At 54.2% G+C, this 26,205-nt stretch carries 28 protein-coding genes, 1 rRNA gene and 1 pseudogene; 22 read left to right on the top strand and 8 right to left on the bottom strand.

Translation table 11 applies throughout. The features are described 5' to 3' along the window. Together HA50_RS19120 and crp are read right to left on the bottom strand one after the other, a co-directional pair. Positions 1–2,076, bottom strand: coding sequence for a YccS/YhfK family putative transporter (locus HA50_RS19120; RefSeq protein ID WP_084877405.1), 2,076 nt, complete (start codon positions 2,074–2,076; stop codon positions 1–3). A gap of 58 nt (positions 2,077–2,134) precedes the next feature. Next, the gene (crp, locus tag HA50_RS19115; protein WP_013510795.1) at positions 2,135–2,767 is read right to left on the bottom strand and encodes a cAMP-activated global transcriptional regulator CRP; all 633 of its coding nucleotides are present in this window, start codon (positions 2,765–2,767) and stop codon (positions 2,135–2,137) included. A gap of 301 nt (positions 2,768–3,068) precedes the next feature. Here crp and HA50_RS19110 point away from each other — a divergent pair, with 301 nt between their 5' ends. Continuing rightward, positions 3,069–3,473 carry an OsmC family protein gene (locus tag HA50_RS19110; protein ID WP_084877400.1) on the top strand — a complete coding sequence of 135 codons (405 nt, stop codon included), beginning with the start codon at positions 3,069–3,071 and terminating at the stop codon, positions 3,471–3,473. A 182-nt stretch (positions 3,474–3,655) separates the two neighbouring features. Here the strand turns inward: HA50_RS19110 and HA50_RS19105 are convergent, their stop codons facing one another. From HA50_RS19105 to HA50_RS19095, 3 genes are all read right to left on the bottom strand, one after another. Then, a complete protein-coding gene (locus HA50_RS19105; protein WP_084877397.1) occupies positions 3,656–4,525 on the bottom strand; it encodes a phosphoribulokinase in 870 nt (289 codons plus the stop codon). A 61-nt stretch (positions 4,526–4,586) separates the two neighbouring features. Then, positions 4,587–4,805, bottom strand: a complete 219-nt coding sequence (locus tag HA50_RS19100; RefSeq protein WP_084878611.1) for a YheU family protein — start codon at positions 4,803–4,805, stop codon at positions 4,587–4,589. A 2-nt stretch (positions 4,806–4,807) separates the two neighbouring features. Further along, positions 4,808–5,824, bottom strand: coding sequence for a hydrolase (locus tag HA50_RS19095; protein ID WP_084877394.1), 1,017 nt, complete (start codon positions 5,822–5,824; stop codon positions 4,808–4,810). Between the two features lie 60 nt (positions 5,825–5,884). Between HA50_RS19095 and HA50_RS19090 the strand changes: the two genes are divergently transcribed. From HA50_RS19090 to tauD, 5 genes are all read left to right on the top strand, one after another. Beyond that, positions 5,885–6,487: a LysE family translocator gene (locus HA50_RS19090; protein ID WP_084877391.1), complete on the top strand. Its 603-nt coding sequence runs from the start codon at positions 5,885–5,887 to the stop codon at positions 6,485–6,487. A 160-nt stretch (positions 6,488–6,647) separates the two neighbouring features. Further along, complete coding sequence (gene tauA, locus HA50_RS19085) at positions 6,648–7,628, top strand: taurine ABC transporter substrate-binding protein (protein ID WP_084877388.1); 981 nt, start codon at positions 6,648–6,650, stop codon at positions 7,626–7,628. A 12-nt stretch (positions 7,629–7,640) separates the two neighbouring features. After that, positions 7,641–8,408 (top strand): taurine ABC transporter ATP-binding subunit, encoded by a 768-nt coding sequence (gene tauB / locus HA50_RS19080; RefSeq protein WP_084877386.1) that lies wholly within the window; start codon positions 7,641–7,643, stop codon positions 8,406–8,408. Beyond that, a complete protein-coding gene (tauC, locus tag HA50_RS19075) occupies positions 8,405–9,235 on the top strand; it encodes a taurine ABC transporter permease TauC (protein WP_084877383.1) in 831 nt (276 codons plus the stop codon). The genes tauB and tauC overlap by 4 nt, the downstream gene beginning before the upstream one ends. Then, positions 9,232–10,071 (top strand): taurine dioxygenase, encoded by an 840-nt coding sequence (tauD, locus tag HA50_RS19070; protein WP_084877379.1) that lies wholly within the window; start codon positions 9,232–9,234, stop codon positions 10,069–10,071. The genes tauC and tauD overlap by 4 nt, the downstream gene beginning before the upstream one ends. A gap of 117 nt (positions 10,072–10,188) precedes the next feature. Here tauD and HA50_RS19065 read toward each other — a convergent pair whose 3' ends face one another. Next, positions 10,189–12,096, bottom strand: a complete 1,908-nt coding sequence (locus HA50_RS19065) for an ABC transporter ATP-binding protein (RefSeq protein WP_084877376.1) — start codon at positions 12,094–12,096, stop codon at positions 10,189–10,191. A 122-nt stretch (positions 12,097–12,218) separates the two neighbouring features. Here HA50_RS19065 and kefG point away from each other — a divergent pair, with 122 nt between their 5' ends. The 4 genes from kefG to slyD all read left to right on the top strand — a co-directional run bounded on the left by kefG (position 12,219) and on the right by slyD (position 15,570). Further along, positions 12,219–12,770: a glutathione-regulated potassium-efflux system ancillary protein KefG gene (kefG, locus tag HA50_RS19060; RefSeq protein ID WP_084877374.1), complete on the top strand. Its 552-nt coding sequence runs from the start codon at positions 12,219–12,221 to the stop codon at positions 12,768–12,770. Continuing rightward, positions 12,770–14,575, top strand: a complete 1,806-nt coding sequence (gene kefB / locus HA50_RS19055; protein WP_084877371.1) for a glutathione-regulated potassium-efflux system protein KefB — start codon at positions 12,770–12,772, stop codon at positions 14,573–14,575. Before kefG ends, kefB begins: the two co-directional genes overlap by 1 nt. A gap of 40 nt (positions 14,576–14,615) precedes the next feature. Then, the gene (locus tag HA50_RS19050) at positions 14,616–14,810 is read left to right on the top strand and encodes a YheV family putative zinc ribbon protein (RefSeq protein ID WP_013510782.1); all 195 of its coding nucleotides are present in this window, start codon (positions 14,616–14,618) and stop codon (positions 14,808–14,810) included. A gap of 196 nt (positions 14,811–15,006) precedes the next feature. Next, positions 15,007–15,570, top strand: a complete 564-nt coding sequence (gene slyD, locus HA50_RS19045; RefSeq protein ID WP_084877369.1) for a peptidylprolyl isomerase — start codon at positions 15,007–15,009, stop codon at positions 15,568–15,570. Positions 15,571–15,602: 32 nt separating this feature from the next. On the opposite strand, the gene HA50_RS19040 is transcribed toward slyD, so the two are convergent. Then, positions 15,603–15,821, bottom strand: coding sequence for a protein SlyX (locus HA50_RS19040; RefSeq protein ID WP_084877366.1), 219 nt, complete (start codon positions 15,819–15,821; stop codon positions 15,603–15,605). Positions 15,822–16,093: 272 nt separating this feature from the next. Here HA50_RS19040 and fkpA point away from each other — a divergent pair, with 272 nt between their 5' ends. The 12 genes and pseudogenes from fkpA to birA all read left to right on the top strand — a co-directional run bounded on the left by fkpA (position 16,094) and on the right by birA (position 25,077). Further along, positions 16,094–16,930 carry an FKBP-type peptidyl-prolyl cis-trans isomerase gene (fkpA, locus tag HA50_RS19035; RefSeq protein ID WP_084877363.1) on the top strand — a complete coding sequence of 279 codons (837 nt, stop codon included), beginning with the start codon at positions 16,094–16,096 and terminating at the stop codon, positions 16,928–16,930. A gap of 171 nt (positions 16,931–17,101) precedes the next feature. After that, positions 17,102–17,824 carry a helix-turn-helix transcriptional regulator gene (locus HA50_RS19030; protein WP_084877361.1) on the top strand — a complete coding sequence of 241 codons (723 nt, stop codon included), beginning with the start codon at positions 17,102–17,104 and terminating at the stop codon, positions 17,822–17,824. Next, positions 17,824–18,210, top strand: coding sequence for a sulfurtransferase complex subunit TusD (gene tusD / locus HA50_RS19025; RefSeq protein ID WP_084877358.1), 387 nt, complete (start codon positions 17,824–17,826; stop codon positions 18,208–18,210). Before HA50_RS19030 ends, tusD begins: the two co-directional genes overlap by 1 nt. Next, on the top strand, positions 18,210–18,569 hold the full coding sequence (gene tusC, locus HA50_RS19020; protein WP_084877355.1) for a sulfurtransferase complex subunit TusC: 360 nt from the start codon (positions 18,210–18,212) through the stop codon (positions 18,567–18,569). Before tusD ends, tusC begins: the two co-directional genes overlap by 1 nt. A 9-nt stretch (positions 18,570–18,578) precedes the next feature. Then, a complete protein-coding gene (gene tusB / locus HA50_RS19015; RefSeq protein WP_084877352.1) occupies positions 18,579–18,866 on the top strand; it encodes a sulfurtransferase complex subunit TusB in 288 nt (95 codons plus the stop codon). A gap of 130 nt (positions 18,867–18,996) precedes the next feature. Continuing rightward, the gene (rpsL, locus tag HA50_RS19010; RefSeq protein ID WP_003852912.1) at positions 18,997–19,371 is read left to right on the top strand and encodes a 30S ribosomal protein S12; all 375 of its coding nucleotides are present in this window, start codon (positions 18,997–18,999) and stop codon (positions 19,369–19,371) included. Between the two features lie 96 nt (positions 19,372–19,467). Continuing rightward, a complete protein-coding gene (gene rpsG / locus HA50_RS19005; protein ID WP_084877349.1) occupies positions 19,468–19,938 on the top strand; it encodes a 30S ribosomal protein S7 in 471 nt (156 codons plus the stop codon). 93 nt (positions 19,939–20,031) lie between these two features. Beyond that, the gene (fusA, locus tag HA50_RS19000; RefSeq protein ID WP_084877346.1) at positions 20,032–22,146 is read left to right on the top strand and encodes an elongation factor G; all 2,115 of its coding nucleotides are present in this window, start codon (positions 20,032–20,034) and stop codon (positions 22,144–22,146) included. 70 nt (positions 22,147–22,216) lie between these two features. Next, positions 22,217–22,560: pseudogene (locus HA50_RS18995) on the top strand (GTP-binding protein); the annotation flags it as partial. Positions 22,561–22,815: 255 nt separating this feature from the next. Continuing rightward, positions 22,816–22,931, top strand: a 5S ribosomal RNA gene (gene rrf / locus HA50_RS18990). Positions 22,932–23,080: 149 nt separating this feature from the next. Next, a complete protein-coding gene (murB, locus tag HA50_RS18985; RefSeq protein ID WP_084877343.1) occupies positions 23,081–24,118 on the top strand; it encodes a UDP-N-acetylmuramate dehydrogenase in 1,038 nt (345 codons plus the stop codon). Next, the gene (birA, locus tag HA50_RS18980; protein ID WP_084877340.1) at positions 24,115–25,077 is read left to right on the top strand and encodes a bifunctional biotin--[acetyl-CoA-carboxylase] ligase/biotin operon repressor BirA; all 963 of its coding nucleotides are present in this window, start codon (positions 24,115–24,117) and stop codon (positions 25,075–25,077) included. Before murB ends, birA begins: the two co-directional genes overlap by 4 nt. 81 nt (positions 25,078–25,158) lie before the next feature. Here the strand turns inward: birA and coaA are convergent, their stop codons facing one another. Then, positions 25,159–26,109, bottom strand: coding sequence for a type I pantothenate kinase (gene coaA / locus HA50_RS18975; RefSeq protein ID WP_084877338.1), 951 nt, complete (start codon positions 26,107–26,109; stop codon positions 25,159–25,161). Positions 26,110–26,205: the final 96 nt, after the last annotated feature.

The following is a 26,205-nucleotide window of genomic DNA, read 5'->3' as shown; positions in this document are numbered from 1 at the left end:
TCAGTTTTTCACCCGCAAGCCCATCAGCCAGCGACCATGATGCGGTCGCTGGCTCCACGCCAGTGAAGAGATGGTATGCATCACGTTAAGGTGTTGCAGAATCCGCTTCACATGCTGTTCAAGAATGGTGACCGCTCCCTCATTAATATTTTCCGGCGCTTCCAGCACGTTGCTGTCGTTGCCCGGCCCGTCATATTCCAGCCGCTGCTGACAACGCTGCAAGGCGATTTCGCAGGATTGCAGATACTTCTCGGCGAGCTTTGGCGTCAGCATGGTGTGCTCGCGCGCCAGAATCGTCATGGCGTTGATGTGTTCGACAATAAACTGGCTGTGCGTCACCCATAACCGCATATCTTTCAGATACTGCGAGTTAAAACCGGGTTCGGTCATTGCCTGATTCAGTGAGTTAAACATGGCGTTGTGCGCCTGATTGACCTTAACGCGCTGGTACGCCAGCTTCTCTGGCGACTGTTCCGGCCCGAGCAGCAGCTGCAACGCTTCCTGGTCAGCCTCCAGCGCATCGTGCGCGTTTTTACGTAGCAAGCCGCTCTGCCACTGTGGCCACAGCCAAATCATGCCGCCAAAGGCGATCAGACAGCCCATCAGCGTATCCATCATACGCGGCAGCAGAAACTGCGCGCCATTCAGTGACAGTAGCTGGAGCGAATACACCGCCGTTACCGTAAAACCAATCATCGACCAGCCGTAATATTTACGCGTCACCAGATAGCTGGCGAGGGTGATCGCCAGCATAAACAGCAGTGTGATGGATTCCGGTACGGCCAAACGCAGCGAAGCAGCGGCGATCAATAGCCCGGTGAAAGTGCCAAGCGCACGGTGCTGGATACGCACGCGGGTGGCGCTGTAGCCGTTCTGGCTGACGAACATGGTGGTCATCAGAATCCAGTAGGGCTTGGGGATGTTGAAGAATAAGGCCAGCGCGCTGCCAAACATCAGCATCACGGCAAACCGTGCTGCGGTGCGCAACGCCGGGGACTTTAGCGACAGATAACTGCGCAGCGCCGGAAAAAACGGTAAACGCCGCTGGCGGTCGGCCATCAGGTCACGGGTATAAAGGGGTTTCTGCGTACGCAAGACGCGGGCAATCCGGCTGAAGTGGTACAGGCAAAAATTACCGACCGGATTATCCGGGTGCTGGCGCGCAATCTTTTCCAGCGCCCCGAGCTGCTTCTCCATATGAAAGCGCTCAGGTAACTGGTGATACAGGATGGCATCAGCCAGCAGCCGCAGCCGCGCCGAGATGGTTTTCGCGTTCCAGCGGATCACCGCTTCAGCGTGGCTCTGCTCCACCAGCTTTTGCACTTCTTCGGGCTGGTGCAGGCTGACCGAGATATGTTCCTGGAGATCAAGTGCCACCTGGAAGGCGCGCGTCAGGCGTTTATGGCTGTTGTTGCGGCTGGCAGACAGCATATGCATTTGCTGATAACAGGTGGTGATCAGGTCGACCGCTTTTTGCTGGCGAGCCAGCAGCGGAGGCAGCGCCTTTTCCGGATCGGTCAACTGCGTCAGCAGGGTATATTTGGCATCGCAATAATCCGCCAGCTCGCGATACAGCAGGCTGAGGGTTTCACGCATCGGCTGTTCTTTCCACAGCCAGAACCAGAACCAGTTAAACAGCCCGTACCACAGCGTGCCGCCGATATACAGCAGCGGCGGTACCCATATCGGCATGCGTCCTGCGAGGCTTAGCGTGAAGATGGCGGCGATAAGGGTGCCGGGCAGCAAGCGGCCATGCAACGGACTGATTTCGCCAGTGACGCCCACCAGCAGCGGCAGAGCCAGCATAATCAGCGGTAAAGGAACATGGTAATCCGTCAGCCACTGAATCAGAAAGCTGCCGGTGGCAAACAGGGATCCGCCGACAATCAGGCGTTTAAAGAAACGTTTATGTGGTGTATCCAGCCCCGCAATATTGCAGCAGGCGGGAACCAGCGAGAACAGCAAACCTTTTTGCAGGTCGCCAAACAGCCAGCCGAGAGCCACGGGCAGGCAAAGCACCAGCGTTTGCCGCAGGGCGTAATTAACTTCGGGATGATAGATGATTCGGCGCCACATCAGCTCATCGCAGACAAAAACGGCGCGATGTGACCATCACGCCGTGGGTGAGAAGGAATTAGCGGGTGCCGTAAACGACGATGGTTTTACCATGTGCGGAGATCAGGTTTTGATCTTCCAGCATTTTCAGAATACGGCCAACTGTCTCGCGTGAGCAGCCGACGATCTGACCAATTTCCTGACGGGTGATTTTGATCTGCATCCCGTCCGGGTGGGTCATGGCATCAGGCTGTTTGGCCAGATTGAGCAGCGTCTGCGCAATGCGACCGGTCACATCAAGGAAGGCAAGGTTGCCGACTTTTTCTGATGTCACCTGCAGGCGACGTGCCATCTGCGCCGAAAGACGCATTAAAATATCCGGGTTTACCTGAATCAGCTGACGGAATTTTTTGTAGGAAATTTCAGCCACTTCGCAGGCAGTTTTTGCTCGTACCCAGGCACTGCGTTCCTGACCTTCTTCGAACAGGCCAAGCTCGCCGATGAAATCCCCCTGATTGAGGTAGGAGAGGATCATCTCTTTGCCTTCTTCATCTTTAATCAGTACCGCAACGGCACCTTTCACGATGTAGTAGAGCGTTTCCGCTTTTTCACCCTGGTGAATCAGGGTGCTTTTGGATGGATATTTGTGAATATGGCAATGGGACAGGAACCATTCGAGTGTAGGGTCTGTTTGCGGTTTGCCGAGAACCATTCGCTATTATCCTCTGTTGTAATCGTGCCCAAAACACAGGGGGCAATTTTCCCTGTCAGGCGGTGAAATCGTAGAGCGCTTCCAGTAAAGGAAATTATTCGGGTGGACTCTTAAGCCAGGCTTCTGATTCTTCCCGCCTTCGTCTATTACGACGAAAATATTTTCAGCTCTGTTTGTAGCACAGCTTTTGCTAGCTGTCTTCTGTTGTCTCGCTTCAGCAAAAGGGCGATTAGTCTGGATTGCTGTTTCTCAGGTGAAAGCGTACTCTGGCGGCAAATCAGCCGATTCAGGAGAAAGAATAATGCAGGCACGAGTCAAATGGGTGGAAGGGCTTACCTTTCTCGGAGAATCCTCATCGGGTCATCAGGTATTAATGGATGGGAACTCGGGTGATAAAGCGCCGAGTCCGATGGAGATGGTGCTGATGGCGGCGGGTGGTTGCAGCGCAATTGACGTGGTGTCTATCCTGCAAAAAGGGCGCAATGAAGTGACCGATTGCGAGGTGAAACTCACCTCTGAGCGTCGTGAAGAAGCGCCACGGATTTTTACACACATCAATCTGCATTTTATTGTCAGCGGCAAGGATTTGGGCGATAAAGCGGTGGCGCGTGCAGTGGATCTTTCGGCAGAAAAATATTGTTCGGTGGCGATCATGCTCGGCGAAGCCGTCGACATCACCCACAGCTATGAGGTAGTTGAGGCATAGCACGAACGTAGCGGCGCGATTAATCGCGCGGGTTTTTTCGTGCAGCATGTACGGGATCATGCGATTAATCGCGCGGGTTTTTTCGTGCAGCATGTACGGGATCATGCGATTTATCGCGCGGTTTTTTTCGCGCAGCATGCACGGGATCGCGCGATAAATCGCGCCGCTACGGAAATGACAGGTTATTCAATCCGTTTACCTTCAATCAGTCGCTGCACCAGCGGTGTCATAATCAACTCCATCGCCAGCCCCATTTTGCCGCCCGGCACCACCAGGGTGTTCATATGCGAGATAAAGGAATTCTGAATCATTGCCAGCAGGTAGGGAAAGGCAATGCCTTCCAGCCCGCGAAAATGGATCACCACGAAGCTTTCATCCAGTGACGGAATTTCACGCGCGGCAAACGGATTCGAGGTATCGACGGTGGGCACGCGCTGGAAGTTGATATGGGTGCGCGAGAACTGTGGCGTGATGAAGTTGATGTAATCCTCCATCGAACGCACCACCGAATCCATCACCGCTTCGCGTGAATGGCCGCGTTCGCTGGTGTCGCGAATCAACTTCTGAATCCACTCAAGGTTGACGATCGGCACCACGCCGACCAGCAAATCTACGTGTTCGGCCACATTGTGCTGCTGCGTGACTACGCCGCCGTGCAGTCCCTCATAAAACAGCACATCGGTGTTTTCCGGCAACGGCTGCCACGGCGTAAAGGTGCCAGGCACCTGGTTCCACGGCACGGCTTCATCGTAGGTGTGCAGATATTTGCGCGACTGCCCGAGGCCGGATTGGCCGTATTGTTTGAAGGTTTGCTCCAGCAGGCCAAAATCGTTGGCCTCCGGTCCGAAGTAGCTGATGTGACGGCCCAGATCGCGCGCTTTGCGGATCGCCATGTCCATCTCCGGACGCGTATAGCGATGGAAACTGTCGCCTTCCACTTCTGCGGCATGCAGATCCAGCTGCTGGAAAATTTTCCGGAAGGCAAGGCTGGTGGTGGTGGTTCCGGCTCCGCTGGAACCGGTAACGGCAATAACTGGATGCCTGGCTGACATGACAAAGCTCCCTGTGAAGTCCGGCGATGAGCATTGTTAGCACGAAATGCCGGGATGTGCATTAGCCGCGAAATTCACCGCGCGCCATGATATTGACGGTTTCGTGCAGTTCCGACCACACCAGGACCGCCTCGCCACGCTCCAGCTGGCGGCGCACATCGGCGACTTTCTGCGCCAGACTGCGCTCCTGTTCACCGTAGTCGGTGCCTTCGCGTAATACAAAGGCTTCAATCAGGTTTTCCAGCGTTTCGGGGTCGAGTTGTTGCCACGGTATAATCACGATCACATATCCAGATAAGTTGATAACCACTGTGGCACGCGTTGCTCCAGCCACATTTGCGGGCGCAGCAATGTCCCGCCGACAAAACCAACGTGGCCGCCTTGCTGCGTCAATTGGTATTCAATTGACGAGGACAGCTGCTCCGGCTGCGGGATCACCGCGTCAGTCATAAAGGGATCGTCTTTGGCGTGAATGATCAGCAGCGGCTTACGGACATTGATTAAGTGCGGCATGGCGCTGGCGCGGTGATAATAATCTCCCGCATCGATAAATCCGTGCGCCCGTGAGGTGACGGCATCGTCAAAGTCACGTAGACGCCGCAGGGTGCGTAGCTGGCGTAAATCCACCGGCAAGGTACCGGGCCAGGCGCGCAGCTTGCGCTTCGCATTTTTTTTCAGCTGCGTCAGCAAATAATGCTGATAAAAGCGTGAGAAACCGTTCTCCAGTTTCTGGCTGCACGGCTCCAGCAGCAGCGGGGCCGAGATAGCCACGGCGGCATCAAAAGGCGCATCACTGCCCTCTATCCCGGCGAGGCACGCCAGCATATTCGCGCCGAGCGAGACGCCCACGGCGGTGGTCGGTACGGTGCCCCATTCACGCCTCAGCCAGCGCAGGAAATAGCTCGCGTCTTCCGTTTCGCCGGAATGGTAAATACGATGCAGACGATTGGGTTCGCCACTGCAACCGCGAAAGTGCATCACCACCGCCAGCCAGCCACGCGCCTGGCATGCCTGCATCAACCCGTGGGCATAGGGGCTGTGGAAACTTCCCTCTAAGCCGTGAAACAGGACCATGCGCGGTTTATGGGCGGCCTGCACCGGATCTTCACTCCACGCGAGATCGACGAAATCACCATCCGGCAAATCAAGACGCTGCCAGTGCGGACGCAGGGTGACACGCCGCCGCAGCAGGCGCGGGAGCAGGGTTTGCAGATGCGGATTGCGAAAGCCACTCAGCGGGATGAAAGTCTCGCCGGGCGGGGAATCAAAATTACTGTGGTAAACGCTTGTCTGATGCATATCTCGCTGATAGTTTCGATGGGTTTTTGGCTTTCCTGGGTGAGGAGCACCCGAATCAACATGGAACTAAGTCTGTTTTTATCAATGCTGGGCTTTCTCTGGGTCGCTGCGATCACGCCAGGGCCTAATAATATGTTACTTACCGCCTCCGCTGCCAACTTTGGCTTTCTGCGTACCTTTTCATTGTTAATCGGCATCATGATCGGTATGCAAGTGATGCTGCTGATGGTGGCCTTTGGCGTGGGTGGTCTCATCCTACTCTATCCTTCCCTTCATCTGGTTCTTAAAATTGCCGGTAGCCTGTATCTGCTGTGGCTGGCGTGGAAAATTGCTACCGCCGAGTATGAGAAACTGGACACGGATGCGGCACCCCCGGTACCGACGCCGTTCTGGCAGGGAGGGTTGCTGCAACTGATTAACCCGAAAGCCTGGCTGATGGCGCTGGGTGCGGTTGCCAGCTTTAGCCTGGCCGGTGCCGCTTATCTGCATTCCGTGGTGGCCATCAGCATCGGTATGGCGCTGGTCAACGTGGTCTCCGGGGTGATCTGGATGGGGTTTGGTTCGATCATCGGCCGTCTGCTGCGCAGCCCGCGGGCGTGGAAAATCTTTAACCTGGCGATGGGGATTCTGACCGCAGCCTGTGTGCTGTTGATTTGGCACTGAGTAAACCCGAGGCGCGGCAACGCGCCTTTTTGCTGTTTGCGCATAGCCTTGCCCGATGTTGATCTAAGAACCGATTTTCATTAGGGATAATTTTTAATTCCTTTATGAAACCATTGCTGCTGGCGACACTGCACCCAACATAAAAATATTGGGGTTCAAGATGATGGCAGTGAAGAAAACCATAACCACGTTAGCCGCAGCGCTGGCGTTGCTGACCTTCCAGGCCGAGGCGGTTAGCGTCACGGTGGCCTATCAGACCTCGGCGGAACCGGCCAAGGTGGCACAGGCCGATAACACCTTTGCCAAAGAGAGCGGAGCCAGCGTTGACTGGCGAAAGTTCGATAGCGGGGCCAGCGTGCTGCGCGCCCTGGCTTCCGGCGACGTGCAGATTGGCAATATCGGCTCCAGCCCGCTGGCGGTGGCCGCCACACAGCAACTGCCGATTGAAGCCTTCCTGTTAGCATCGCAACTCGGTAATTCCGAGGCGCTGGTGGTGAAGAAATCCATCAGCAACCCCAAAGACCTGATCGGCAAACGTATCGCCGTCCCCTTTATCTCCACCACCCACTACAGCCTGCTGGCCGCGCTGAAGCACTGGGGCATCAAACCTACTGACGTGCAGCTGGTTAACCTGCAACCGCCCGCAATAATTGCCGCCTGGCAGCGTGGCGATATCGACGGCGCTTACGTCTGGGCACCGGCCGTCAATGAACTGGAAAAGGATGGCAAAGTGCTGACCGACTCCTCACAAGTCGGCAAATGGGGCGCACCGACGCTGGATGTGTGGGTGGTGCGTAAAGATTTTGCGCAGCAGCACCCCGATATCGTCACGGCGTTTGCCCGCAGCGCGCTGGAGGCGCAGAAAGCCTATATCGACAACCCGCAACAGTGGCTGCAACAGCCGGACAACCTGAGCAAGCTGTCGCGTCTGAGCGGGGTGCCGGAAGGCCAGGTGCCGGGGCTGGTGCAGGGCAACACCTATCTCACTGCCCAGCAGCAGGTTGAGCAGCTTGGTAAGCCTGTCAATCAGGCGATTGTCGATACCGCGCATTTCCTGAAAGAGCAGGGCAAGGTACCGGATGCGGCCAGTGATTACAGCGGCTTTGTCACCACCCGTTTCGTTGCTCCCTTAGTGAAATAACCGGAGGCCCTTATGCTCAGCATCACTCATCTTAATGCGCGTTACGCCGGACAACCTGCGTTGCAGGACATCAACCTGCAACTGGATCAGCGTGAACTGCTGGTGGTGCTGGGACCATCCGGGTGTGGCAAAACCACGTTGCTCAATCTGATTGCCGGTTTTCTGCCGCTGGAATCCGGCAGCATCACGCTGGATGGCAAGCCGGTGAACGGGCCGGGTGCCGAACGCGGCGTGGTGTTTCAGAACGAAGGACTGCTGCCGTGGCGCAATGTGATCGACAACGTCGCCTTTGGTTTGCAACTGACCGGGATGGCAAAAGCCGAACGTCATGCCATTGCCCGACGTCTGCTGGGCAAGGTGGGGCTGGAAGGTGCGGAAAAGCGTTTTATCTGGCAGCTCTCTGGGGGGCAACGTCAGCGCGTGGGCATTGCCCGTGCGCTGGCGGCTGACCCTCAGCTGCTGCTGTTAGATGAACCCTTCGGTGCGCTCGATGCTTTTACCCGTGAGCAGATGCAAGCCCTGCTGCTGACGCTGTGGCGCGATACCGGCAAACAGATCCTGCTGATTACCCACGATATCGAAGAAGCGGTGTTTCTCGCCAGTGAACTGGTGCTGCTGTCGCCCGGACCTGGGCGGGTCGTGGAACGACTGAAGCTCGATTTTGGGCAGCGTTTTGCCGACGGTGAGCCCTGCCGCAGTATCAAATCCGATCCCGCATTTATTGAACGGCGCGAATACGTGTTGAACCAGGTGTTTGCTCAGCGGGAGGCGTTCGCATGAGTGCGTTAATTGATGATAAAGCGCGTGCGGCGCGCCGCCGGAATCTGCGCTGGCCCTTTTCGCGCCAGCTGTCTCTCAGCCTGTTAAGCGTGGCGGTGCTGCTGCTGGTGTGGTGGGGAGTGACAACGCTGGGCTTGATTGCGCCGCTGTTTCTGCCGCCGCCGCAGCTGGTGCTGAAAAAGCTGCTGCTGATTGCCGGTCCACAGGGCTTTATGGATGCCACGCTGTGGCAGCATCTCGGTGCCAGCCTGACGCGTATGCTGGTGGCGCTGTTCTTCGCTGCACTGATTGGCATCCCGGTGGGGATCGCCATGGGACTGAGTCCGGCGATTCGTGGCCTGCTCGATCCCCTGATTGAACTCTATCGACCGGTGCCGCCGCTGGCTTATCTGCCGCTGATGGTGCTCTGGTTCGGCATCGGCGAAACCTCAAAAATCTTACTGATTTATCTGGCGATCTTCGCGCCAGTCACCTTATCGACACTGGCGGGCGTGAAAAACGCCCAGCAGGTACGTATCCGCGCGGCACAGGCGCTTGGGGCTACACGCTGGCAACTGCTGCGCTGGGTGATTCTGCCGGGCGCGTTACCGGAAATTCTCACGGGCTTGCGTATTGGTCTCGGCGTCGGCTGGTCAACGCTGGTGGCAGCCGAACTGATCGCCGCTACGCGTGGGCTGGGTTTTATGGTGCAGTCGGCGGGCGAGTTTCTGGCAACGGATGTGGTGCTGGCAGGTATCGCGGTGATTGCGTTGATCGCTTTTAGTTTAGAACTGGGTCTGCGCGCCTTGCAGCGCCGCCTGACGCCCTGGAATGGAGAACAGCAATGAACGAACGTGTGACTTTCAGCGCGCTGGGGCCGTATATCGGTGCGCAGGTGAGTGATGTCGATCTCAGCCGCCCGCTGAGCGATGCGCAATTTGAACAGCTTTATCATGGCCTGCTGCGCCATCAGGTGTTGTTCCTGCGTCATCAGGTGATCACGCCCGAGCAGCAGCGTGCGCTGGCAGTGCGCTTTGGTGATTTACATATCCACCCGGTCTATCCCCATGCCGCCGGGGTGGAGGAGATCATCGTGCTGGATACCCATCAGGACAACCCGCCCGATAGCGATAGCTGGCACACCGATGTGACCTTTATCGAGACCCCTCCGGCGATAGCCATTCTGGCGGCCAAATTGCTGCCGGAAAGCGGCGGCGATACGCTGTGGGCCAGCGGCATTGCGGCGTATGAAGCGTTATCCGAACCGTTTAAAACCTTGCTGGCAGGATTGCAGGCGGAGCATGACTTCAAAAAAGCATTCCAGGAATTTAAATATCGCAAAACCGCTGAAGAACATCAGCGCTGGCAACAGGCGGTGGCGAAGCACCCGCCGGTGCTGCATCCGGTGATCCGTACCCATCCGGTCAGCGGTCGCAAGGCGTTGTTCGTCAACGAATCATTTACCACGCGGCTGGTTGGGCTAAGTGAGAAGGAGAGTGCGGCGCTGCTCGGTTTCCTGTTTGCACATATCACCAAACCCGAGTTTCAGGTGCGCTGGCGCTGGCAGGAGAATGATGTGGCGATTTGGGATAACCGCGTGACACAGCATTATGCCAATGCGGATTATTATCCGGCGCGCCGGGTGATGCATCGTGCGACTATTCTGGGAGATATCCCGGTTTAAACGCCCACTACGAACGTTTTAGCTACTCTGAGTCGTAGCGGCGCGATTTATCGCGCTCTTTTGACCTTTACCGGGGCAAAAAACGCACGATAAATCGTGCCGCTACGAAATAGGCTGTTATGGTGCCGCCAGCAGCTGCTCCAGCTGCTCCTGGGCATCCAGCCAGGCCATTTCCGCTTCTTCCAGCGCCGATTTACTTTCGGCCTGACGTTGCAGCGCGGCAGTCAGATCCGCTTTGCGGCTTTGGTCGTAAATGGCGCTGTCGGACAGTAGCTGCTCGGCTTCGCTTAGCTGGCTCTGCCACTTCGCCATCTGTTTCTCAAGCTTCTCAATCTCTTTACGCAACGGCTGGGTTTGCGCGCGCAGTTCCGCATCACGACGCTTCTGATCTTTACGTGCCTGGGCGCTGTTACCGCTCTCCTGCTTTGGTGCGGCATCCTGCTGCGCCTGCTGTTTTTGCAGGTCGCTCAGCCACTGCTGATAATCCTCAAGATCCCCTTCGAAGATATCCACTTTGCGATCGTGTACCAGGTACAAATCATCGGTCGTGGCGCGCAGCAAATGGCGGTCATGCGAGACCACCACCAGCGCACCTTCAAAATCAATCAGCGCCTCGGTCAGTGCCTGGCGCATATCGAGATCGAGATGGTTAGTGGGTTCATCGAGCAGCAGCAGGTTCGGACGCTGCCAGACAATCAACGCCAGCACCAGACGTGCCTTCTCGCCACCGGAGAAACGTTCGGTTACTTCGCTGACTTTATCGCCCTGGAAGCCAAAGCCGCCAAGGTAATCGCGTAACTGCTGCTCCAGCGTTTTCGGCGCAAGACGTGCCAGATGCTGCAACGGCGACTCGTCAGCACGCAGGAATTCCAGCTGGTGCTGGGCGAAGTAACCCAGCTTGATCCCTTTCGCCAGCCCAATTTCACCCGCCAGCGGGGTTAACTCGCCTGCCAGCAGTTTGATTAAGGTGGATTTACCCGCGCCGTTGCGCCCCAGCAGGCCAATACGTGAGCCGGGTACCAGGTTAAGTTTGATGGCGTCGAGAATAATGCGGTCACCGTAGCCTGCGGTCACTTTCTCCATTTTCAGTAATGGATTGGGCAGGCTTTCTGGTGCACGGAAGCTGAAGCTGAACGGGTTATCAACGTGCGCGGGCGCAATCAGTTCCATGCGCTCCAGCATCTTGATACGGCTCTGTGCTTGTTTCGCCTTGGTAGCCTGAGCGCGGAAACGATCGATATAGCTTTGCAGGTGCGCCACTTTCTCCTGCTGGCTTTGATACAGCGCCTGCTGCTGCGCCAGTTTGGCGACGCGCTGACGCTCGAACGAACTGTAGTTGCCGGTGTATTCAAACATCGTCTGTTGTTCGATGTGGATGATCTTATCCACCACCGGATCGAGAAAGTCGCGGTCATGCGAAATCAGGATCAGCGTGCCTTCGTAGCTTTTTAACCAGCGCTCCAGCCAGATCACTGCATCGAGATCGAGGTGGTTAGTCGGTTCATCGAGCAGCAGCAAATCAGAACGGCACACCAGCGCCTGCGCGAGGTTGAGGCGCATGCGCCAGCCGCCGGAGAAGTCGCTGACCGGGCGCTGGAGCTGCTCCTGGGAGAAACCGAGACCGTGCAGCAGGCTGGAGGCGCGTGCCGGGATACTCCAGGCCTGGATCGCATCCAGCTTGCCGTGCAGCAACGCGATGGCGTTGCCATCGTTACGCGCGTTGGCATCGGCTAATTCAGATTCCAGCTGACGATATTCGCGGTCGCCGTCGATAACATATTCCAGCGCGGCTTTACTCAGCGCCGGGGTTTCCTGATTGACCCAGGCCAGCGCCCAGTTACCAGGGAAGGTGGCGCTACCGGCATCACTGCTCATTTCACCTTTGAGCAGCGACAGCAGCGTGGATTTGCCGCAGCCGTTTTTGCCCACCAGGCCCACTTTCTGGCCGGGGTTGATGGTTGCGGTAGCATTATCCAGCAGCACGTTGGTGCCGCGGCGAATTTGTAACGAGGAAAAGACAATCATAAGCGCCGTATCGTCAGAATATGTTAATTTACTGGCAACATAATTAGATGAACTGTTTAGTTGCGTCGAGCATGGTAGCGGAATTCCTGCGCTGTGACGATGCTTTGCTTTGGAGGGGAACGATGTCGCAGCCACCCAAAATCCTGCTGCTTTACGCCCATCCGGAATCACAGGATTCGATTGCCAATCGGGTTTTGCTGCAGTCGGCTATGGAACTGGACCACGTCACGGTACACGATTTATACGCCCACTATCCGGATTTCTTTATTGATATTCACTACGAGCAACAACTGCTGCGCGAACACCAAATCGTGGTTTTCCAGCATCCGCTGTATACCTACAGCTGCCCGGCGCTGTTGAAAGAGTGGCTGGACCGGGTGCTGTCACGCGGATTCGCCAGTGGCGTGGATGGCAATGCGCTGGAGGGGAAGTACTGGCGCAGCGTCGTCACCACCGGCGAACCGGAAACCGCCTATCACCAGCATGGCCTCAATCGCTACCCGTTGAGCGACATCATGCGGCCATTTGAGCTGACGGCGCAGATGTGCCGAATGCATTGGATGACGCCGATGGTGATTTACTGGGCGCGACGCCAGACGCCGGAGGTGTTGCGTCATTTTGCTCAGGCCTACAGCGACTGGCTCTCGTCACCGCTGCCGCAGGGAGGTGTGTAATGGAAGGACAAACGCTGCTTACTGCCGGTGTCATCTATCTGGTGGCGGCGGTGCTGATCGTTCCGATTGCGGCACGACTGGGCATCGGCGCGGTACTGGGATATCTGCTGGCGGGTATTGCCATCGGGCCGTGGGGATTGGGTTTTATCAGCGACGTGGACGAGATTCTGCACTTCTCTGAACTCGGCGTAGTATTCCTGATGTTTATCATTGGCCTGGAACTGAACCCGGCAAAACTCTGGGCGCTGCGGCGGTCGATTTTTGGCGTGGGTGCGGCTCAGGTGCTGATCTCTGCCGCGATTCTCGGGGTGCTGTTGTGGCTGACGGATTTCTCCTGGCAGGCGGCAGTGATTGGCGGTATCGGCCTGGCAATGTCCTCGACGGCGATGGCGCTGCAATTGATGCGTGATAAAGGCATGAATCGCAGCGAAGCCGGGCAGCTGGGTTTCTCGGTGCTGTTGTTCCAGGATTTAGCGGTGATCCCGGCGCTGGCGCTGGTGCCACTGCTGGCGGGAGGAGGTGACAGCGGTCATGTGGACTGGCTGAAAGTCGGTATGAAGGTGCTGGCATTTGCCGGAATGCTGATTGGTGGCCGTTTTCTGCTGCGACCCATTTTCCGCTTTATTGCCGCCTCCGGCGTGCGCGAAGTCTTTACCGCGGCCTCGCTGCTGCTGGTACTTGGCTCTGCATTGTTTATGGATGCGCTCGGTCTGTCGATGGCACTGGGGACCTTTATCGCCGGTATCCTGCTGGCGGAAAGTGAGTATCGCCATGAACTGGAAGTGGCGATCGAACCCTTCAAAGGGCTGCTGCTGGGGCTGTTCTTTATCTCCGTCGGTATGGCGCTGAATCTCGGCGTGCTCTACACCCACATCCTCGAAATCGTGCTTGGTGTGGTGATTCTGGTGGTGGTGAAAATCCTGGTGCTGTATGTGCTGGCGCGGGTTTATGGTCTGCGCAGTTCGGAGCGCCAGCAGTTCGCCGGGGTACTCAGCCAGGGCGGGGAATTTGCCTTCGTGCTGTTTTCGGCCGCGGCCTCGGCAAAGCTGTTCAGCGGCGATCAATTGCCGCTGCTGCTGGTGACCGTGACGTTGTCGATGATGACCACACCGCTGTTGATGCAGGGCATTGATCGTCTGCTGGCACGTCGCTTTAATGAACCGGATGACAACAGCGAGAAGCCGTTTGTCGAAGATGATCAGCCGCAGGTGATTGTGGTGGGCTTTGGTCGTTTCGGCCAGGTGGTTGGCCGTTTACTGATGGCGAATAACAAGCGTATCACGGTGCTGGAGCGCGATATCTCAGCCGTTAGCCTGATGCGTAAATATGGCTACAAGGTTTACTATGGTGATGCGACTGAGCTGGAGCTGTTGCGCGCGGCGGGAGCGGCGACGGCACAATCCATCGTCATTACCTGTAACGAACCGGAAGATGCCATGACGATTGTGCATCTCTGCCAGCAGCATTTCCCGCAGTTGCAGATTCTCGCGCGGGCGCGTGGTCGTGTGGAAGCCCATGAACTGATTCAGGCCGGTGTGACGCTGTTCTCGCGTGAAACTTTCTCCAGTGCGCTGGAGCTGGGACGCAAGGCGCTGATCTCGCTGGGGATGCACCCACACCAGGCGCAACGAGCCCAGCATCATTTCCGCCGTCTGGATATGCGTATGCTGCGTGAACTGGTGCCCAACCAGACGGATAGCGCAACGGTTTCACGCGTGCGTGAGGCGCGTCGCGAACTGGAGGATATCTTCCAGCGCGAAATGCAGCATGAAAAGCGTCAGTTTGATGGCTGGGATGATGAGTAACTACACTTACCTTATCCGTTGATGACGGGCAGGAAATAGTATGCGTAAACGTTTTATTGCCGGTGCGGTATGCCCGCACTGTCAGCAGAAAGACACGCTGGCCATGTGGCGTGAAAACAATGTGGATGTGGTGGAGTGCGTGAAGTGCGGCCATCAGATGCGTGAAGCGGATAAACAGGTGCGCGATCAGGTTCGCAGTCAGGAACAGGTGATCGGCATTTTTCATCCCGAGTAGCGCAAGGGTGCAGCTTTTTTTAAGCTTAAACTTACAGCGGGATTGAATTCCGCTACAATCGGCGCCATTAACGCTGAGCAGAATGCGGCATTGCGTTGTCAGCATCCTCAGTCTTGAACCTTTCTGGTTGGTGTTTTTGCTCGCAAAAATGGACCAATGAGACGGGATTCGCAGTTCTCAACGGTTAGGAGATATCATGAAAGTAGCAAAAGACCTGGTGGTGAGCCTGGCGTATCAGGTTCGTACCGAAGACGGTGTGTTGGTTGACGAGTCACCGGTGAGCGCACCGTTGGACTATCTGCACGGCCATGGTTCCCTGATTTCTGGTCTGGAAAAAGCACTGGAAAATCATGCAGTAGGTGACAAGTTTGACGTGCATATCCCGGCAAACGACGCTTACGGTCAGTATGATGACAACCTGGTGCAGCGTGTACCGAAAGACGTATTTATGGGCGTTGACGAGCTGCAGGTTGGCATGCGCTTCCTGGCAGAAACCGATCAGGGTCCGGTACCGGTTGAAATCACCGAAGTGGAAGACGAGCACGTGGTGGTTGATGGTAACCACATGCTGGCGGGTCAGAACCTGAACTTCAACGTGGAAGTGGTGGCGATTCGTGAAGCAACTCCGGAAGAACTGGCGCACGGCCACGTTCACGGTGAGCACGGTCATGACCATGATCACGACCACGACCATGACCACGGTCATGAACACGGTAAAGGCGGCTGCGGCGGCCACGGCGGTTGCGGTTGTAACCACTAAGAATCAAGGCCACCCTCGCGGTGGCCTTTTCTTTAGTAGTGCGGGGGTGGCGTCTCTTCCGATTGCGACGCAATCATGGACGGCGCGGCGGCCTTAACCTTATCAACCAGTAGCCGGACATGCTCACGCAGTTTGCTCATCTCCAGTTCATGCTGAACCACCGTCTGATTGAGTTGATCAATGGTATGTTCCTGAAAAGCCAGTTTGCTCTCCAGTGCCTCAAGGCGTTGTTCCCATTCTGATTGTTGCATCACCACTCCTCGAATTACGGTGCTTCTCGCGTGTCGGCCGGGATTCTAAGGCTTTTGCTGCAGAATAACCCGATTTTTCACCAGAATTAGCCAGGATGCTTGAATAGGGACATTATGCCACCATCTCTGATGAAACTTCCTGATGCAAAAAAGGTCAGAGGTTGACCGGATTATTACGTTGTGGGAGTGTTCGCCGCTGCCACGTAAAGTTATAGTGTGGGCCACAGTCCGCAATGATTCCCGGAGCGAGAGGCTTCGGTTTTGGAGAAAGGATGAAATCACTGTTTAAAGTCACATTGTTAGCTACCACTATGGCTGTCGTGCTGAACGCGCCGCTGGCAATGGCAGCAGAAGCTACCACTGCACCGGCACCGGCAGATGCTGCTCAGGCAGCGCCGCAGGCACCGAAAAATGCTGCCTTCAAAAATGAAGACCAGCAATCAGCCTATGCGCTGGGCGCCTCCCTGGGTCGCTACATGGACAACTCTCTGAAGGAACAAGAGAAACTGGGTATCAAACTGGACAAACAACAGCTGATCGCTGGTGTTCAGGACGCATTTGGCGGTAAGAGCAAACTCTCTGATGAAGAGATTGAGCAAACCCTGCAGGCATTTGAAGGCCGCGTGAAAGGCGCTGCTCAGGCGAAGATGGAAAAAGACGCGAAAGAGAACGCCGATAAAGGCACTGCTTTTGCTGACAAATTCGCCAAAGAAAAAGGCGTGAAGAAAACTGAATCTGGCCTGCTCTATCAGGTTGAGAAAGAAGGCACCGGTGACGCGCCGAAAGACAGCGACACTGTGGTTGTGAACTACAAAGGTACGCTGATTGATGGTACCGAGTTCGACAACTCCTACACCCGTGGCGAGCCGCTGTCGTTCCGTCTGGATGGCGTTATCCCAGGCTGGACTGAAGGCCTGAAGCACGTGAAGAAAGGCGGTAAGATCAAGCTGGTCATTCCACCGCAACTGGCTTACGGTAAAAACGGCGTGCCGGGTATTCCGGCTAACTCTACGCTGGTGTTTGATGTTGAGCTGCTCGATATCAAACCGGCGCCGAAAGCCGATGAGAAAACTCAGGCTCCGGCCGCTGCTGATAAGAAAGCGCAGTAATCTGCCAGCCGCCGCCCTCCGGGGCGGCGGTTTCATTTCCGCCGTATGACAAAGCTCTGGCATAAGCACTCGACATTTGCCAGACTAACGCCTGCACAACAACTACTATCAAAAATGAGTCTGCCCCAGAGCTGCCGTGACAGGCTCCAGCCATTTAGGGTGATGTCTTCGATGTCTAATCCATTCAATCCCGGTGAACTGACTGACTTCGATTTACTGGAGCAACGTCCGTTTGAGCAAGCAGACTACGATATTCTGAAATCTTACGAGGCCGTGGTCGATGGCCTGGCGATGCTGATTGGTTCACACTGTGAAATCGTGTTGCATTCGCTGGAAGATTTAAAATGCTCTGCGGTGCGCATCGCGAATGGCGAGCACACCGGACGTAAAGTGGGATCGCCGATAACCGACCTGGCACTGCGCATGCTGCACGATATGCACGGTGCAGATAGCAATGTCTCAAAAGCCTACTTTACCCGCGCCAAAAGTGGCGTGCTGATGAAGTCGGTCACGATTGCGATTCGCAATCGCCAGCAGCGGGTGATTGGCCTGCTGTGTATCAATATGAACCTTGATGTGCCGTTCTCGCAGATTATGTCGACTTTTATGCCGCCAGAGATGCAGCAGGTCGATTCCAATGTGAACTTTGCCAGTTCGGTTGAAGACCTGGTGACGCAGACGCTGGAGTTCACCATTGAGGAAGTGAGTGCCGATCGCAACGTGTCGAACAACGCCAAGAATCGCCAGGTGGTCCTCAATCTGTATGAGAAGGGGATTTTCGATATTAAAGATGCGATTAACCAGGTTGCCGATCGCCTCAACATTTCTAAGCACACGGTGTATCTCTATATTCGTCAGTTCAAGAGCGGCGACTTTCAGGGTCAGGATCGTTAATGCGCTATACCTTGCTGGTAACCGGTCCGGCTTATGGGACACAACATGCCAGCAGCGCGTTGCTGTTTGCCCGGGCGTTGCTACAGGCCGGGCATCAGCTGGAAAGCGTATTTTTCTATCGTGAAGGGGTCCTCAACGCGAATCAGCTTACCGCTCCGGCCAGTGATGAAGTGGATCTGGTGCGTGAGTGGCAGCAGCTGCATCAGGTGCATGGTGTGGCGTTGAATATCTGTGTGGCGGCAGCCTTGCGGCGTGGCGTCACGGACGCTCAGGAAGCGGCACGATTGCAGCTGGCGGGCAGCAACCTGCAAGCTGGCTTTGTTTTAAGCGGGCTGGGCGCATTGGCGGAAGCGGCGCTCACCTGTGACCGTCTGGTGCAATTCTGATGAATTCTGTCGCTTTTCTCTTTACCCAATCGCCCCATGGCAGCAGTGCTGGCAGGGAAGGGCTGGATGCCGTGCTGGCCACGGCAGCCCTCAGTGAGGATGTTGCATTGTTTTTTATTGGCGATGGCGTGCTGCAACTGAATTGTCATCAACAACCTGAGCCGATTCTTGCACGCAACTATATCGCCACTTTTGGCGTGCTGGCGCTGTACGATATCGATCAATGCTTTGTCTGCGAAGAGTCGCTGCTAGCGCGAGGGCTGGATGCGACGTCACCGCGTGTGATGGCGGCTTCGGTATTGGATGCGCTAACCCTGCGCCAGAAACTGGCGACTTATCACCGTATCATTCGTTTCTGAGACCCAATCATGCTGTACACGCTCATGCATTCACCCTGGCAATGCGATATCGACACCTTACTGATGCTGTTGCAGAAGGAAGACGATCTGCTGTTGCTACAGGATGGTGTCACGGCAGCTTTGTCAGGCAGTACCATGCTTAAAAAGCTTCTCAATTCCCCGGCCACGGTGTCGGTACTGCGGGAAGATGTGGTGGCACGCGGCCTGACTGCGCAAATTTCGACCAGTCTACCCTGTGTGGACTATACTGAATTCGTTGCTTTAACGGCGAAGCACCAACAACAAATAGCCTGGTAATGCGCTTAAACCTGGTTATTTCTTGACACCCTTTTGACACAGCCCTAAAATTCTGCCTCCTCGTAGTAATACGAGGCGATTTATTACGTGTTTACGAAGCAAAAGCTAAAGCAAATCCAGGAGCTATTTAATGGCAACAGTTAACCAGCTGGTTCGCAAACCACGCGTCCGCAAAGTTGCAAAGAGCAACGTGCCGGCGCTGGAAGCTTGCCCGCAAAAACGTGGTGTTTGTACTCGTGTGTACACCACCACCCCGAAAAAACCTAACTCAGCGCTGCGTAAAGTATGCCGTGTGCGTCTGACCAACGGTTTCGAAGTGACTTCCTACATCGGTGGTGAAGGTCACAACCTGCAGGAGCACTCCGTGATCCTGATCCGTGGCGGTCGTGTTAAAGACCTGCCAGGTGTGCGTTACCACACCGTTCGTGGCGCGCTGGACTGCTCAGGTGTTAAAGACCGTAAGCAGGCTCGCTCCAAGTATGGTGTGAAGAAGCCAAAGGCTTAATGGTTCTCCGTTAAGTAAGGCCAAACGTTTTAACTTAAATGTCAAACTAAACTCGTAGAGTTTTGGACAATCCTGAATTAACAACGGAGTATTTCCATGCCACGTCGTCGCGTCATTGGTCAGCGTAAAATTCTGCCGGATCCTAAGTTCGGATCAGAGCTGCTGGCTAAATTTGTAAATATCCTGATGGTTGATGGTAAAAAATCAACTGCAGAATCAATCGTTTATACCGCTCTTGAGACCCTGGCTCAACGTTCTGGTAAAAACGCCCTGGAAGCTTTTGATGTTGCCCTCGAAAACGTGCGCCCGACTGTAGAAGTTAAGTCTCGCCGTGTTGGTGGTTCAACTTATCAGGTTCCAGTTGAAGTCCGTCCGGTCCGTCGTAATGCTCTGGCAATGCGTTGGATCGTAGATGCTGCTCGTAAACGCGGTGATAAATCTATGGCTCTGCGCCTGGCGAACGAACTTTCTGACGCTGCAGAAAACAAAGGTACTGCAGTTAAGAAACGTGAAGACGTTCACCGTATGGCAGAAGCCAACAAGGCGTTCGCACACTACCGCTGGTAATTACCACGTAGTTGTTGTTAAACCAGCGGGCGCTCGAACAGCCAACCCGCTGGGGTCGACTAACTTTGAACGTCCGAGAATCAGAGGAATCAAATGGCTCGTACAACACCCATTGCGCGCTACCGTAACATCGGTATCAGCGCACACATTGACGCCGGTAAAACTACTACTACCGAACGTATCCTGTTCTACACCGGTGTTAACCACAAAATCGGTGAAGTGCATGATGGCGCAGCGACCATGGACTGGATGGCCCAGGAGCAGGAGCGTGGTATTACTATCACCTCTGCAGCGACTACCGCATTCTGGTCTGGTATGGCTAAGCAGTTTGAGCCGCACCGCATCAACATCATCGACACCCCGGGACACGTTGACTTCACCATCGAAGTAGAACGTTCCATGCGTGTGCTCGACGGCGCAGTAATGGTTTACTGTGCAGTAGGTGGCGTGCAGCCGCAGTCTGAAACCGTATGGCGTCAGGCTAACAAATATAAAGTTCCACGCATTGCGTTCGTTAACAAAATGGACCGCATGGGTGCAAACTTCCTGAAAGTTGTAGGCCAGATTGAAAGCCGTCTGGGCGCGACTCCGGTACCTCTGCAGCTGGCTATCGGCGCAGAAGAGCACTTCACCGGTGTTGTTGACCTGATCAAAATGAAAGCCATCAACTGGAACGATGAAGATCAGGGCGTTACCTTCGTTTACGAAGATATCCCGGCTAACATGCAGGAACTGGCTGAAGAATGGCGCCAGAAACTGATCGAGTCTGCTGCTGAAGCTTCTGACGAGCTGATGGAGAAATTCTTTGGTGGCGAAGAGCTGTCTGAAGAAGAGATCAAATCTGCTCTGCGTAAGCGCGTTCTGAACAACGAAATCATCCTGGTTACCTGTGGTTCTGCATTTAAGAACAAAGGTGTTCAGGCGATGCTGGATGCAGTTGTTGAGTACCTGCCGGCTCCGACCGACGTACCTGCAATCAACGGCATGCTGGACGATGGCAAAGACACCCCGGCTGAGCGTCACGCAAGTGATGACGAGCCGTTCTCTGCTCTGGCGTTCAAAATCGCAACTGACCCGTTCGTTGGTAACCTGACGTTCTTCCGCGTGTACTCTGGTGTGGTTAACTCCGGTGACACCGTACTGAACTCAGTGAAATCTGCACGTGAGCGTTTTGGCCGTATCGTTCAGATGCACGCCAACAAACGTGAAGAGATCAGCGAAGTTCGTGCAGGTGACATCGCCGCTGCTATCGGTCTGAAAGACGTTATCACCGGTGACACTCTGTGTGATCCGAACAACGTGATCATTCTGGAGCGTATGGAGTTCCCTGAGCCGGTAATTTCTATCGCTGTTGAGCCGAAAACCAAAGCTGACCAGGAAAAAATGGGTCTGGCTCTGGGTCGTCTGGCGAAAGAAGACCCGTCATTCCGCGTATGGACTGACGAAGAGTCTAACCAGACTATCATCGCTGGTATGGGTGAGCTGCACCTCGACATCATCGTTGACCGCATGAAGCGTGAATTCAACGTTGAAGCGAACGTAGGTAAACCTCAGGTTGCTTACCGTGAAGCGATCCGCGCGAAAGTTACCGATGTTGAAGGTAAACACGCGAAACAGTCTGGTGGTCGTGGTCAGTACGGTCACGTTGTGATCGACATGTACCCGCTGGAGCCTGGTTCGAACCCGAAAGGTTACGAATTCATCAACGACATTAAAGGTGGTGTGATTCCTGGTGAATACATCCCTGCCGTTGATAAAGGCATCCAGGAGCAGCTGAAATCTGGTCCGCTGGCTGGTTATCCGGTAGTAGACCTGGGTGTGCGTCTGCACTTCGGTTCTTACCATGATGTCGACTCCTCAGAGCTGGCATTTAAACTGGCTGCTTCTATCGCCTTCAAACAAGGCTTTAAGCAAGCGAAACCTGTTCTGCTTGAGCCGATCATGAAGGTTGAAGTAGAGACTCCGGAAGAGCACACCGGTGACGTTATCGGTGACCTGAGCAGACGTCGTGGTATGCTTAAAGGGCAGGAATCTAACGCTACTGGCGTTGAGATTCACGCTGAGGTTCCGCTGTCTGAAATGTTCGGATACGCAACCCAACTGCGTTCTCTGACCAAAGGCCGTGCTTCTTACTCCATGGAGTTCCTGAAGTACGATGATGCGCCGAACAACGTCGCTCAGGCCGTTATTGAAGCTCGTGGCAAATAAGGCTACGGTTTAAAAATTGTGAACAGATGCCTCTATCGTTGATAGAGGCATAACAGTAAGGATTATCGCCATGGCGAAAGAGCAATTTCAACGTAACAAACTGCACGTAAACGTGGGCACCATCGGTCACGTTGACCACGGTAAAACCACTCTGACTGCTGCGATCACCACCGTTACTGGCTAAAAACCTACGGCGGCCAGGCTCGTGCATTTGACCAGATCGACAACGCGCCGGAAGAGAAGGCTCGTGGTATCACCATCAACACTTCACACGTTGAGTACGAAACCCCGACTCGCCACTACGCGCACGTTGACTGCCCGGGCCACGCCGACTATGTGAAAAACATGATCACCGGTGCTGCTCAGATGGATGGCGCAATCCTGGTTGTTGCTGCGACTGACGGCCCGATGCCGCTAGCTAGCTAGAACCGGTACTAATGACCCGTGAGGCTTAACCTTACAACGCCAGAGGCGTTTTGGTTGAGAGACCAGAGAAGAATTTTCAGCATTGTTTACCGGATAAAGAATTAGCGGAAACGAAAGATTTTACGCTGAGGCAAGGCGGCAAGCGCAGTAAATGAAGGAGCATACATAAGTATGTGACTGAGTTTACAAGAGCGGCCAACGCAGCATCAGTGAAAAATATTCGTTTCTGGCACAAAGAATTTGCCTGGCGGCTGTAGCGCGGTGGTCCCACCTGACCCCATGCCGAACTCAGAAGTGAAACGCCGTAGCGCCGATGGTAGTGTGGGGTCTCCCCATGCGAGAGTAGGGAACTGCCATGCATCAATCAAGTGAAGAAGCCCTGAACGAAAGTTCAGGGCTTTTTTACGTCCACAGATCAGCATCTGAGCAGTGAAAAACACGAAAACATCCCACTCGTAACAATCTGATCAGGTAAACTACGGCCAGATTAATCAGTTAAGGCCGTGAAATGTCCAGCCCCAACACTTCTCTTAAAGCTTTCAATACACTTGGCCTTGAGGTCAGTGCGAAAAATATCGTTATTGCCAATACCGCAGAAGCCATCATTGAAGCATGGCAAGCCAGTACCGCTCAGGAACAACCTTTTATGATACTTGGCGGCGGTAGCAATGTACTGTTTCTCGAAGACTTCAACGGTACTGTGGTGATCAATGCAATCAAAGGCATTGCTATAGAAGAACATGCCGAAGCATGGCAACTACATGTTGGGGCGGGAGAAAACTGGCATGAACTGGTTGAGCAAACTTTAAAGAAAGGCATTCCTGGTTTGGAGAATCTCGCCTTGATACCGGGTATGGCTGGCTCGGCTCCAATTCAAAATATTGGTGCGTACGGTATCGAATTTAAAGATATCTGCCACTATGTTGAAGCCATACATCTACCCACCTGCCAGCCGGTTCGGCTGTATCGCGAAGAGTGCGAGTTTGGCTATCGTGACAGTATTTTCAAACATGCGATGAAGGATGACTATGTCATTGTCGCAGTAGGATTACGTCTGCCTAAGCAATGGCAGCCAGTGCTGAGTTATGGTGATTTGGCACGGCTTAATCCGGCAACGGCCAGCGCGTGGGATGTATTTAATGCTGTCTGCCAGATGCGTCAGAGTAAGCTTCCTGATCCCCGGATAACAGGAAATGTGGGTAGTTTCTTTAAAAATCCACTGATCACCGCCACTCAGGCTGCAACATTGTGTGCCCAATGGCCAACGATCCCGCTCTATCCTCAGCCTGAAGGTGACGTGAAACTTGCCGCCGGTTGGCTGATCGATCAATGTCAGCTGAAGGGGCATCAGGTAGGCGGGGCTGCGGTACATCGCCAGCAGGCACTGGTACTGATTAATGAAAACCAGGCCACACCTCAGGATATTGTTCAGCTGGCACGCGAAGTGAGAAACCACGTCGGTGAAAAATTTAATGTCTGGCTGGAACCAGAAGTTCGTTTTATTGGCGCGCAGGGCGAACGCAACGCCGTAGAGGTGATTTCATGAAAGACCACAGTGTACCGTTGAAATTAGTTGCTTTACTTGCAGATGGCGAATTTCATTCCGGGGAGCAACTGGGCGAAGTTTTGGGTATGAGCCGGGCCGCAATCAACAAGCATGTTCAAACACTGAAAGGCTGGGGACTGGATGTTTACACCGTCACGGGTAAAGGATACAGCCTGCCAGCTCCCATTCAGCTGCTGAATGAGGAAGAAATTTTATCGCGCCTGCATCAACCGAATTTGTCCGTAATCCCGGTAATTGATTCGACGAACCAATATCTGCTGGAACGGATGGATCAATTGGTATCGGGTGATGCTTGTATTGCGGAGTATCAGCAGTCAGGACGTGGACGCCGGGGCAGACAATGGTTTTCTCCCTTTGGTGCTAACTTGTATATGTCGATGTATTGGCGTCTGGAGCAGGGACCCGCCGCTGCAATGGGGTTGAGCCTGGTCATCGGTATCGTGATGGCGGAAGTTATTCAGTCCCTTGGCGCGAATGATGTACGGGTTAAATGGCCCAATGATCTCTATCTGCATGATCGAAAGCTGGCTGGTATCCTGGTTGAACTTACCGGTAAAACTGGCGATGCTGCCCAGATTGTTATTGGCGCAGGAATTAACCTCGCGATGCGTTCCGAAGGCGCGTCACAAATTAACCAGGGTTGGATTAATTTGCAGGAAGCGGGGATCGACATCGATCGTAATCAGCTGGCTGCAACATTGATTAATCGCTTACGTGAAGCTTTACCGTTGTTTGAGCGTGACGGCCTGGCTCCCTTTATTGAACGTTGGGATATGCTCGATAACTTCATTAATCGTCCGGTCAAATTGTTGATTGGTGACCGTGAAGTTTATGGCATTGCGCGTGGCGTGGATAAGCAAGGTGGCTTGCTGCTGGAGCAGGATGGTGAAACTAAGGCATGGGTTGGTGGTGAAATTTCATTACGACCAGACAACTAACTGCCAGACCAATATATGGATGTGATTTGCTCGCTTACTCCATTATTGCCCTGAAAAATTCAGGGCAATAATGTTTATTATTTATTTTCTTAAACGTACATGCTGCACGGCATGATCGGCTGACTTGGTCATGATCAGGCTGGCACGTTCACGCGTTGGTAGTATATTTTCCTTTAAATTCATCCAGTTGATTTCTTTCCACAGACCGCGCGCAATATTCACAGCTTCTTCTTCCGGAAGTTGCGAATAATGATGGAAATAAGAATCAGGATCGCTGAATGCCCCTTCTCTGAATTTCAGAAAGCGGTTGATATACCAGCTTTCGAGGAGATCTTCGGGGGCATCAACATATATGGAAAAGTCGACAAAATCTGAAACAAAGACGTGATGAGGATCGTGCGGATAATCCATGCCACTTTGCAGCACGTTTAAACCTTCGAGAATCAGAATATCAGGCTGCTGCACAACTTTATCACCATCCGGAATAACGTCATAAATCAGATGTGAGTAAACCGGTGCTGTAACCTGGCTGGCTCCGGATTTTAGGTCGGAAACAAAATTGACCAGACGGTGCATGTCATAGGACTGCGGGAAGCCTTTTTTCTTCATCAACCCACGTTCTTTTAACACCGCATTGGGATGCAGAAAGCCATCGGTGGTGATCAACTCTACTTTGCGATGTTCAGGCCAGCGGCTGAGTAATGCCTGCAATACACGTGCGGTGGTACTTTTTCCTACCGCGACACTACCCGCGATACTGATGATGTAAGGGATTTTTTGGGCATTAGTCCCAAGAAATTGCTCGAGTACGGCCTGGCGTCGCAGATTAGAACTGATGTAGAAATTTAATAGGCGTGATAGCGGCAAATAAATTTCGGCGACCTCTTCCAGAGAAAGGTCTTCATTGATACCGCGCAATCGTTCAATTTCACCCTCAGCCAGCGTCATTGGCACGGAGTCGCGCAAGGCAGCCCATTGCTGACGATTGAACTGCAAATAGGGTGTTGTGAGTGGCGTCGTTTTTTTACTCATAAGCATGCATCTGACCGCAAATTCTGGCTCATCTACACCTTGCAGCATCAGGCATACAGCGATGTGTCGAACTCAGTTGCACGTCACAGGGGTAAT

The organism is Pantoea cypripedii (genome assembly GCF_002095535.1).
Lineage (GTDB): Bacteria > Pseudomonadota > Gammaproteobacteria > Enterobacterales > Enterobacteriaceae > Pantoea > Pantoea cypripedii.
This window is presented reverse-complemented; position numbering and strand designations above follow the sequence as displayed.

Bases quoted from the DNA above. Each gene is read 5' to 3' on its own strand.
- HA50_RS19120 (WP_084877405.1), bottom strand. From the start codon at position 2,076: ATGTGGCGCCGAATCATCTATCATCCCGAAGTTAATTACGCCCTGCGG.
- tusD (WP_084877358.1), top strand. From the start codon at position 17,824: ATGCGCTATACCTTGCTGGTAACCGGTCCGGCTTATGGGACACAACAT.
- fkpA (WP_084877363.1), top strand. From the start codon at position 16,094: ATGAAATCACTGTTTAAAGTCACATTGTTAGCTACCACTATGGCTGTC.
- HA50_RS19095 (WP_084877394.1), bottom strand. From the start codon at position 5,824: ATGCATCAGACAAGCGTTTACCACAGTAATTTTGATTCCCCGCCCGGC.
- HA50_RS19040 (WP_084877366.1), bottom strand. From the start codon at position 15,821: ATGCAACAATCAGAATGGGAACAACGCCTTGAGGCACTGGAGAGCAAA.
- murB (WP_084877343.1), top strand. From the start codon at position 23,081: ATGTCCAGCCCCAACACTTCTCTTAAAGCTTTCAATACACTTGGCCTT.
- tauC (WP_084877383.1), top strand. From the start codon at position 8,405: ATGAGTGCGTTAATTGATGATAAAGCGCGTGCGGCGCGCCGCCGGAAT.
- crp (WP_013510795.1), bottom strand. From the start codon at position 2,767: ATGGTTCTCGGCAAACCGCAAACAGACCCTACACTCGAATGGTTCCTG.
- HA50_RS19050 (WP_013510782.1), top strand. From the start codon at position 14,616: ATGCGTAAACGTTTTATTGCCGGTGCGGTATGCCCGCACTGTCAGCAG.
- kefB (WP_084877371.1), top strand. From the start codon at position 12,770: ATGGAAGGACAAACGCTGCTTACTGCCGGTGTCATCTATCTGGTGGCG.
- slyD (WP_084877369.1), top strand. From the start codon at position 15,007: ATGAAAGTAGCAAAAGACCTGGTGGTGAGCCTGGCGTATCAGGTTCGT.
- coaA (WP_084877338.1), bottom strand. From the start codon at position 26,109: ATGAGTAAAAAAACGACGCCACTCACAACACCCTATTTGCAGTTCAAT.
- HA50_RS19105 (WP_084877397.1), bottom strand. From the start codon at position 4,525: ATGTCAGCCAGGCATCCAGTTATTGCCGTTACCGGTTCCAGCGGAGCC.
- tauD (WP_084877379.1), top strand. From the start codon at position 9,232: ATGAACGAACGTGTGACTTTCAGCGCGCTGGGGCCGTATATCGGTGCG.
- tusC (WP_084877355.1), top strand. From the start codon at position 18,210: ATGAATTCTGTCGCTTTTCTCTTTACCCAATCGCCCCATGGCAGCAGT.
- birA (WP_084877340.1), top strand. From the start codon at position 24,115: ATGAAAGACCACAGTGTACCGTTGAAATTAGTTGCTTTACTTGCAGAT.
- tusB (WP_084877352.1), top strand. From the start codon at position 18,579: ATGCTGTACACGCTCATGCATTCACCCTGGCAATGCGATATCGACACC.
- rpsL (WP_003852912.1), top strand. From the start codon at position 18,997: ATGGCAACAGTTAACCAGCTGGTTCGCAAACCACGCGTCCGCAAAGTT.
- kefG (WP_084877374.1), top strand. From the start codon at position 12,219: ATGTCGCAGCCACCCAAAATCCTGCTGCTTTACGCCCATCCGGAATCA.
- fusA (WP_084877346.1), top strand. From the start codon at position 20,032: ATGGCTCGTACAACACCCATTGCGCGCTACCGTAACATCGGTATCAGC.
- HA50_RS19030 (WP_084877361.1), top strand. From the start codon at position 17,102: ATGTCTAATCCATTCAATCCCGGTGAACTGACTGACTTCGATTTACTG.
- rpsG (WP_084877349.1), top strand. From the start codon at position 19,468: ATGCCACGTCGTCGCGTCATTGGTCAGCGTAAAATTCTGCCGGATCCT.
- HA50_RS19065 (WP_084877376.1), bottom strand. From the start codon at position 12,096: ATGATTGTCTTTTCCTCGTTACAAATTCGCCGCGGCACCAACGTGCTG.
- tauA (WP_084877388.1), top strand. From the start codon at position 6,648: ATGATGGCAGTGAAGAAAACCATAACCACGTTAGCCGCAGCGCTGGCG.
- HA50_RS19110 (WP_084877400.1), top strand. From the start codon at position 3,069: ATGCAGGCACGAGTCAAATGGGTGGAAGGGCTTACCTTTCTCGGAGAA.
- tauB (WP_084877386.1), top strand. From the start codon at position 7,641: ATGCTCAGCATCACTCATCTTAATGCGCGTTACGCCGGACAACCTGCG.
- HA50_RS19090 (WP_084877391.1), top strand. From the start codon at position 5,885: ATGGAACTAAGTCTGTTTTTATCAATGCTGGGCTTTCTCTGGGTCGCT.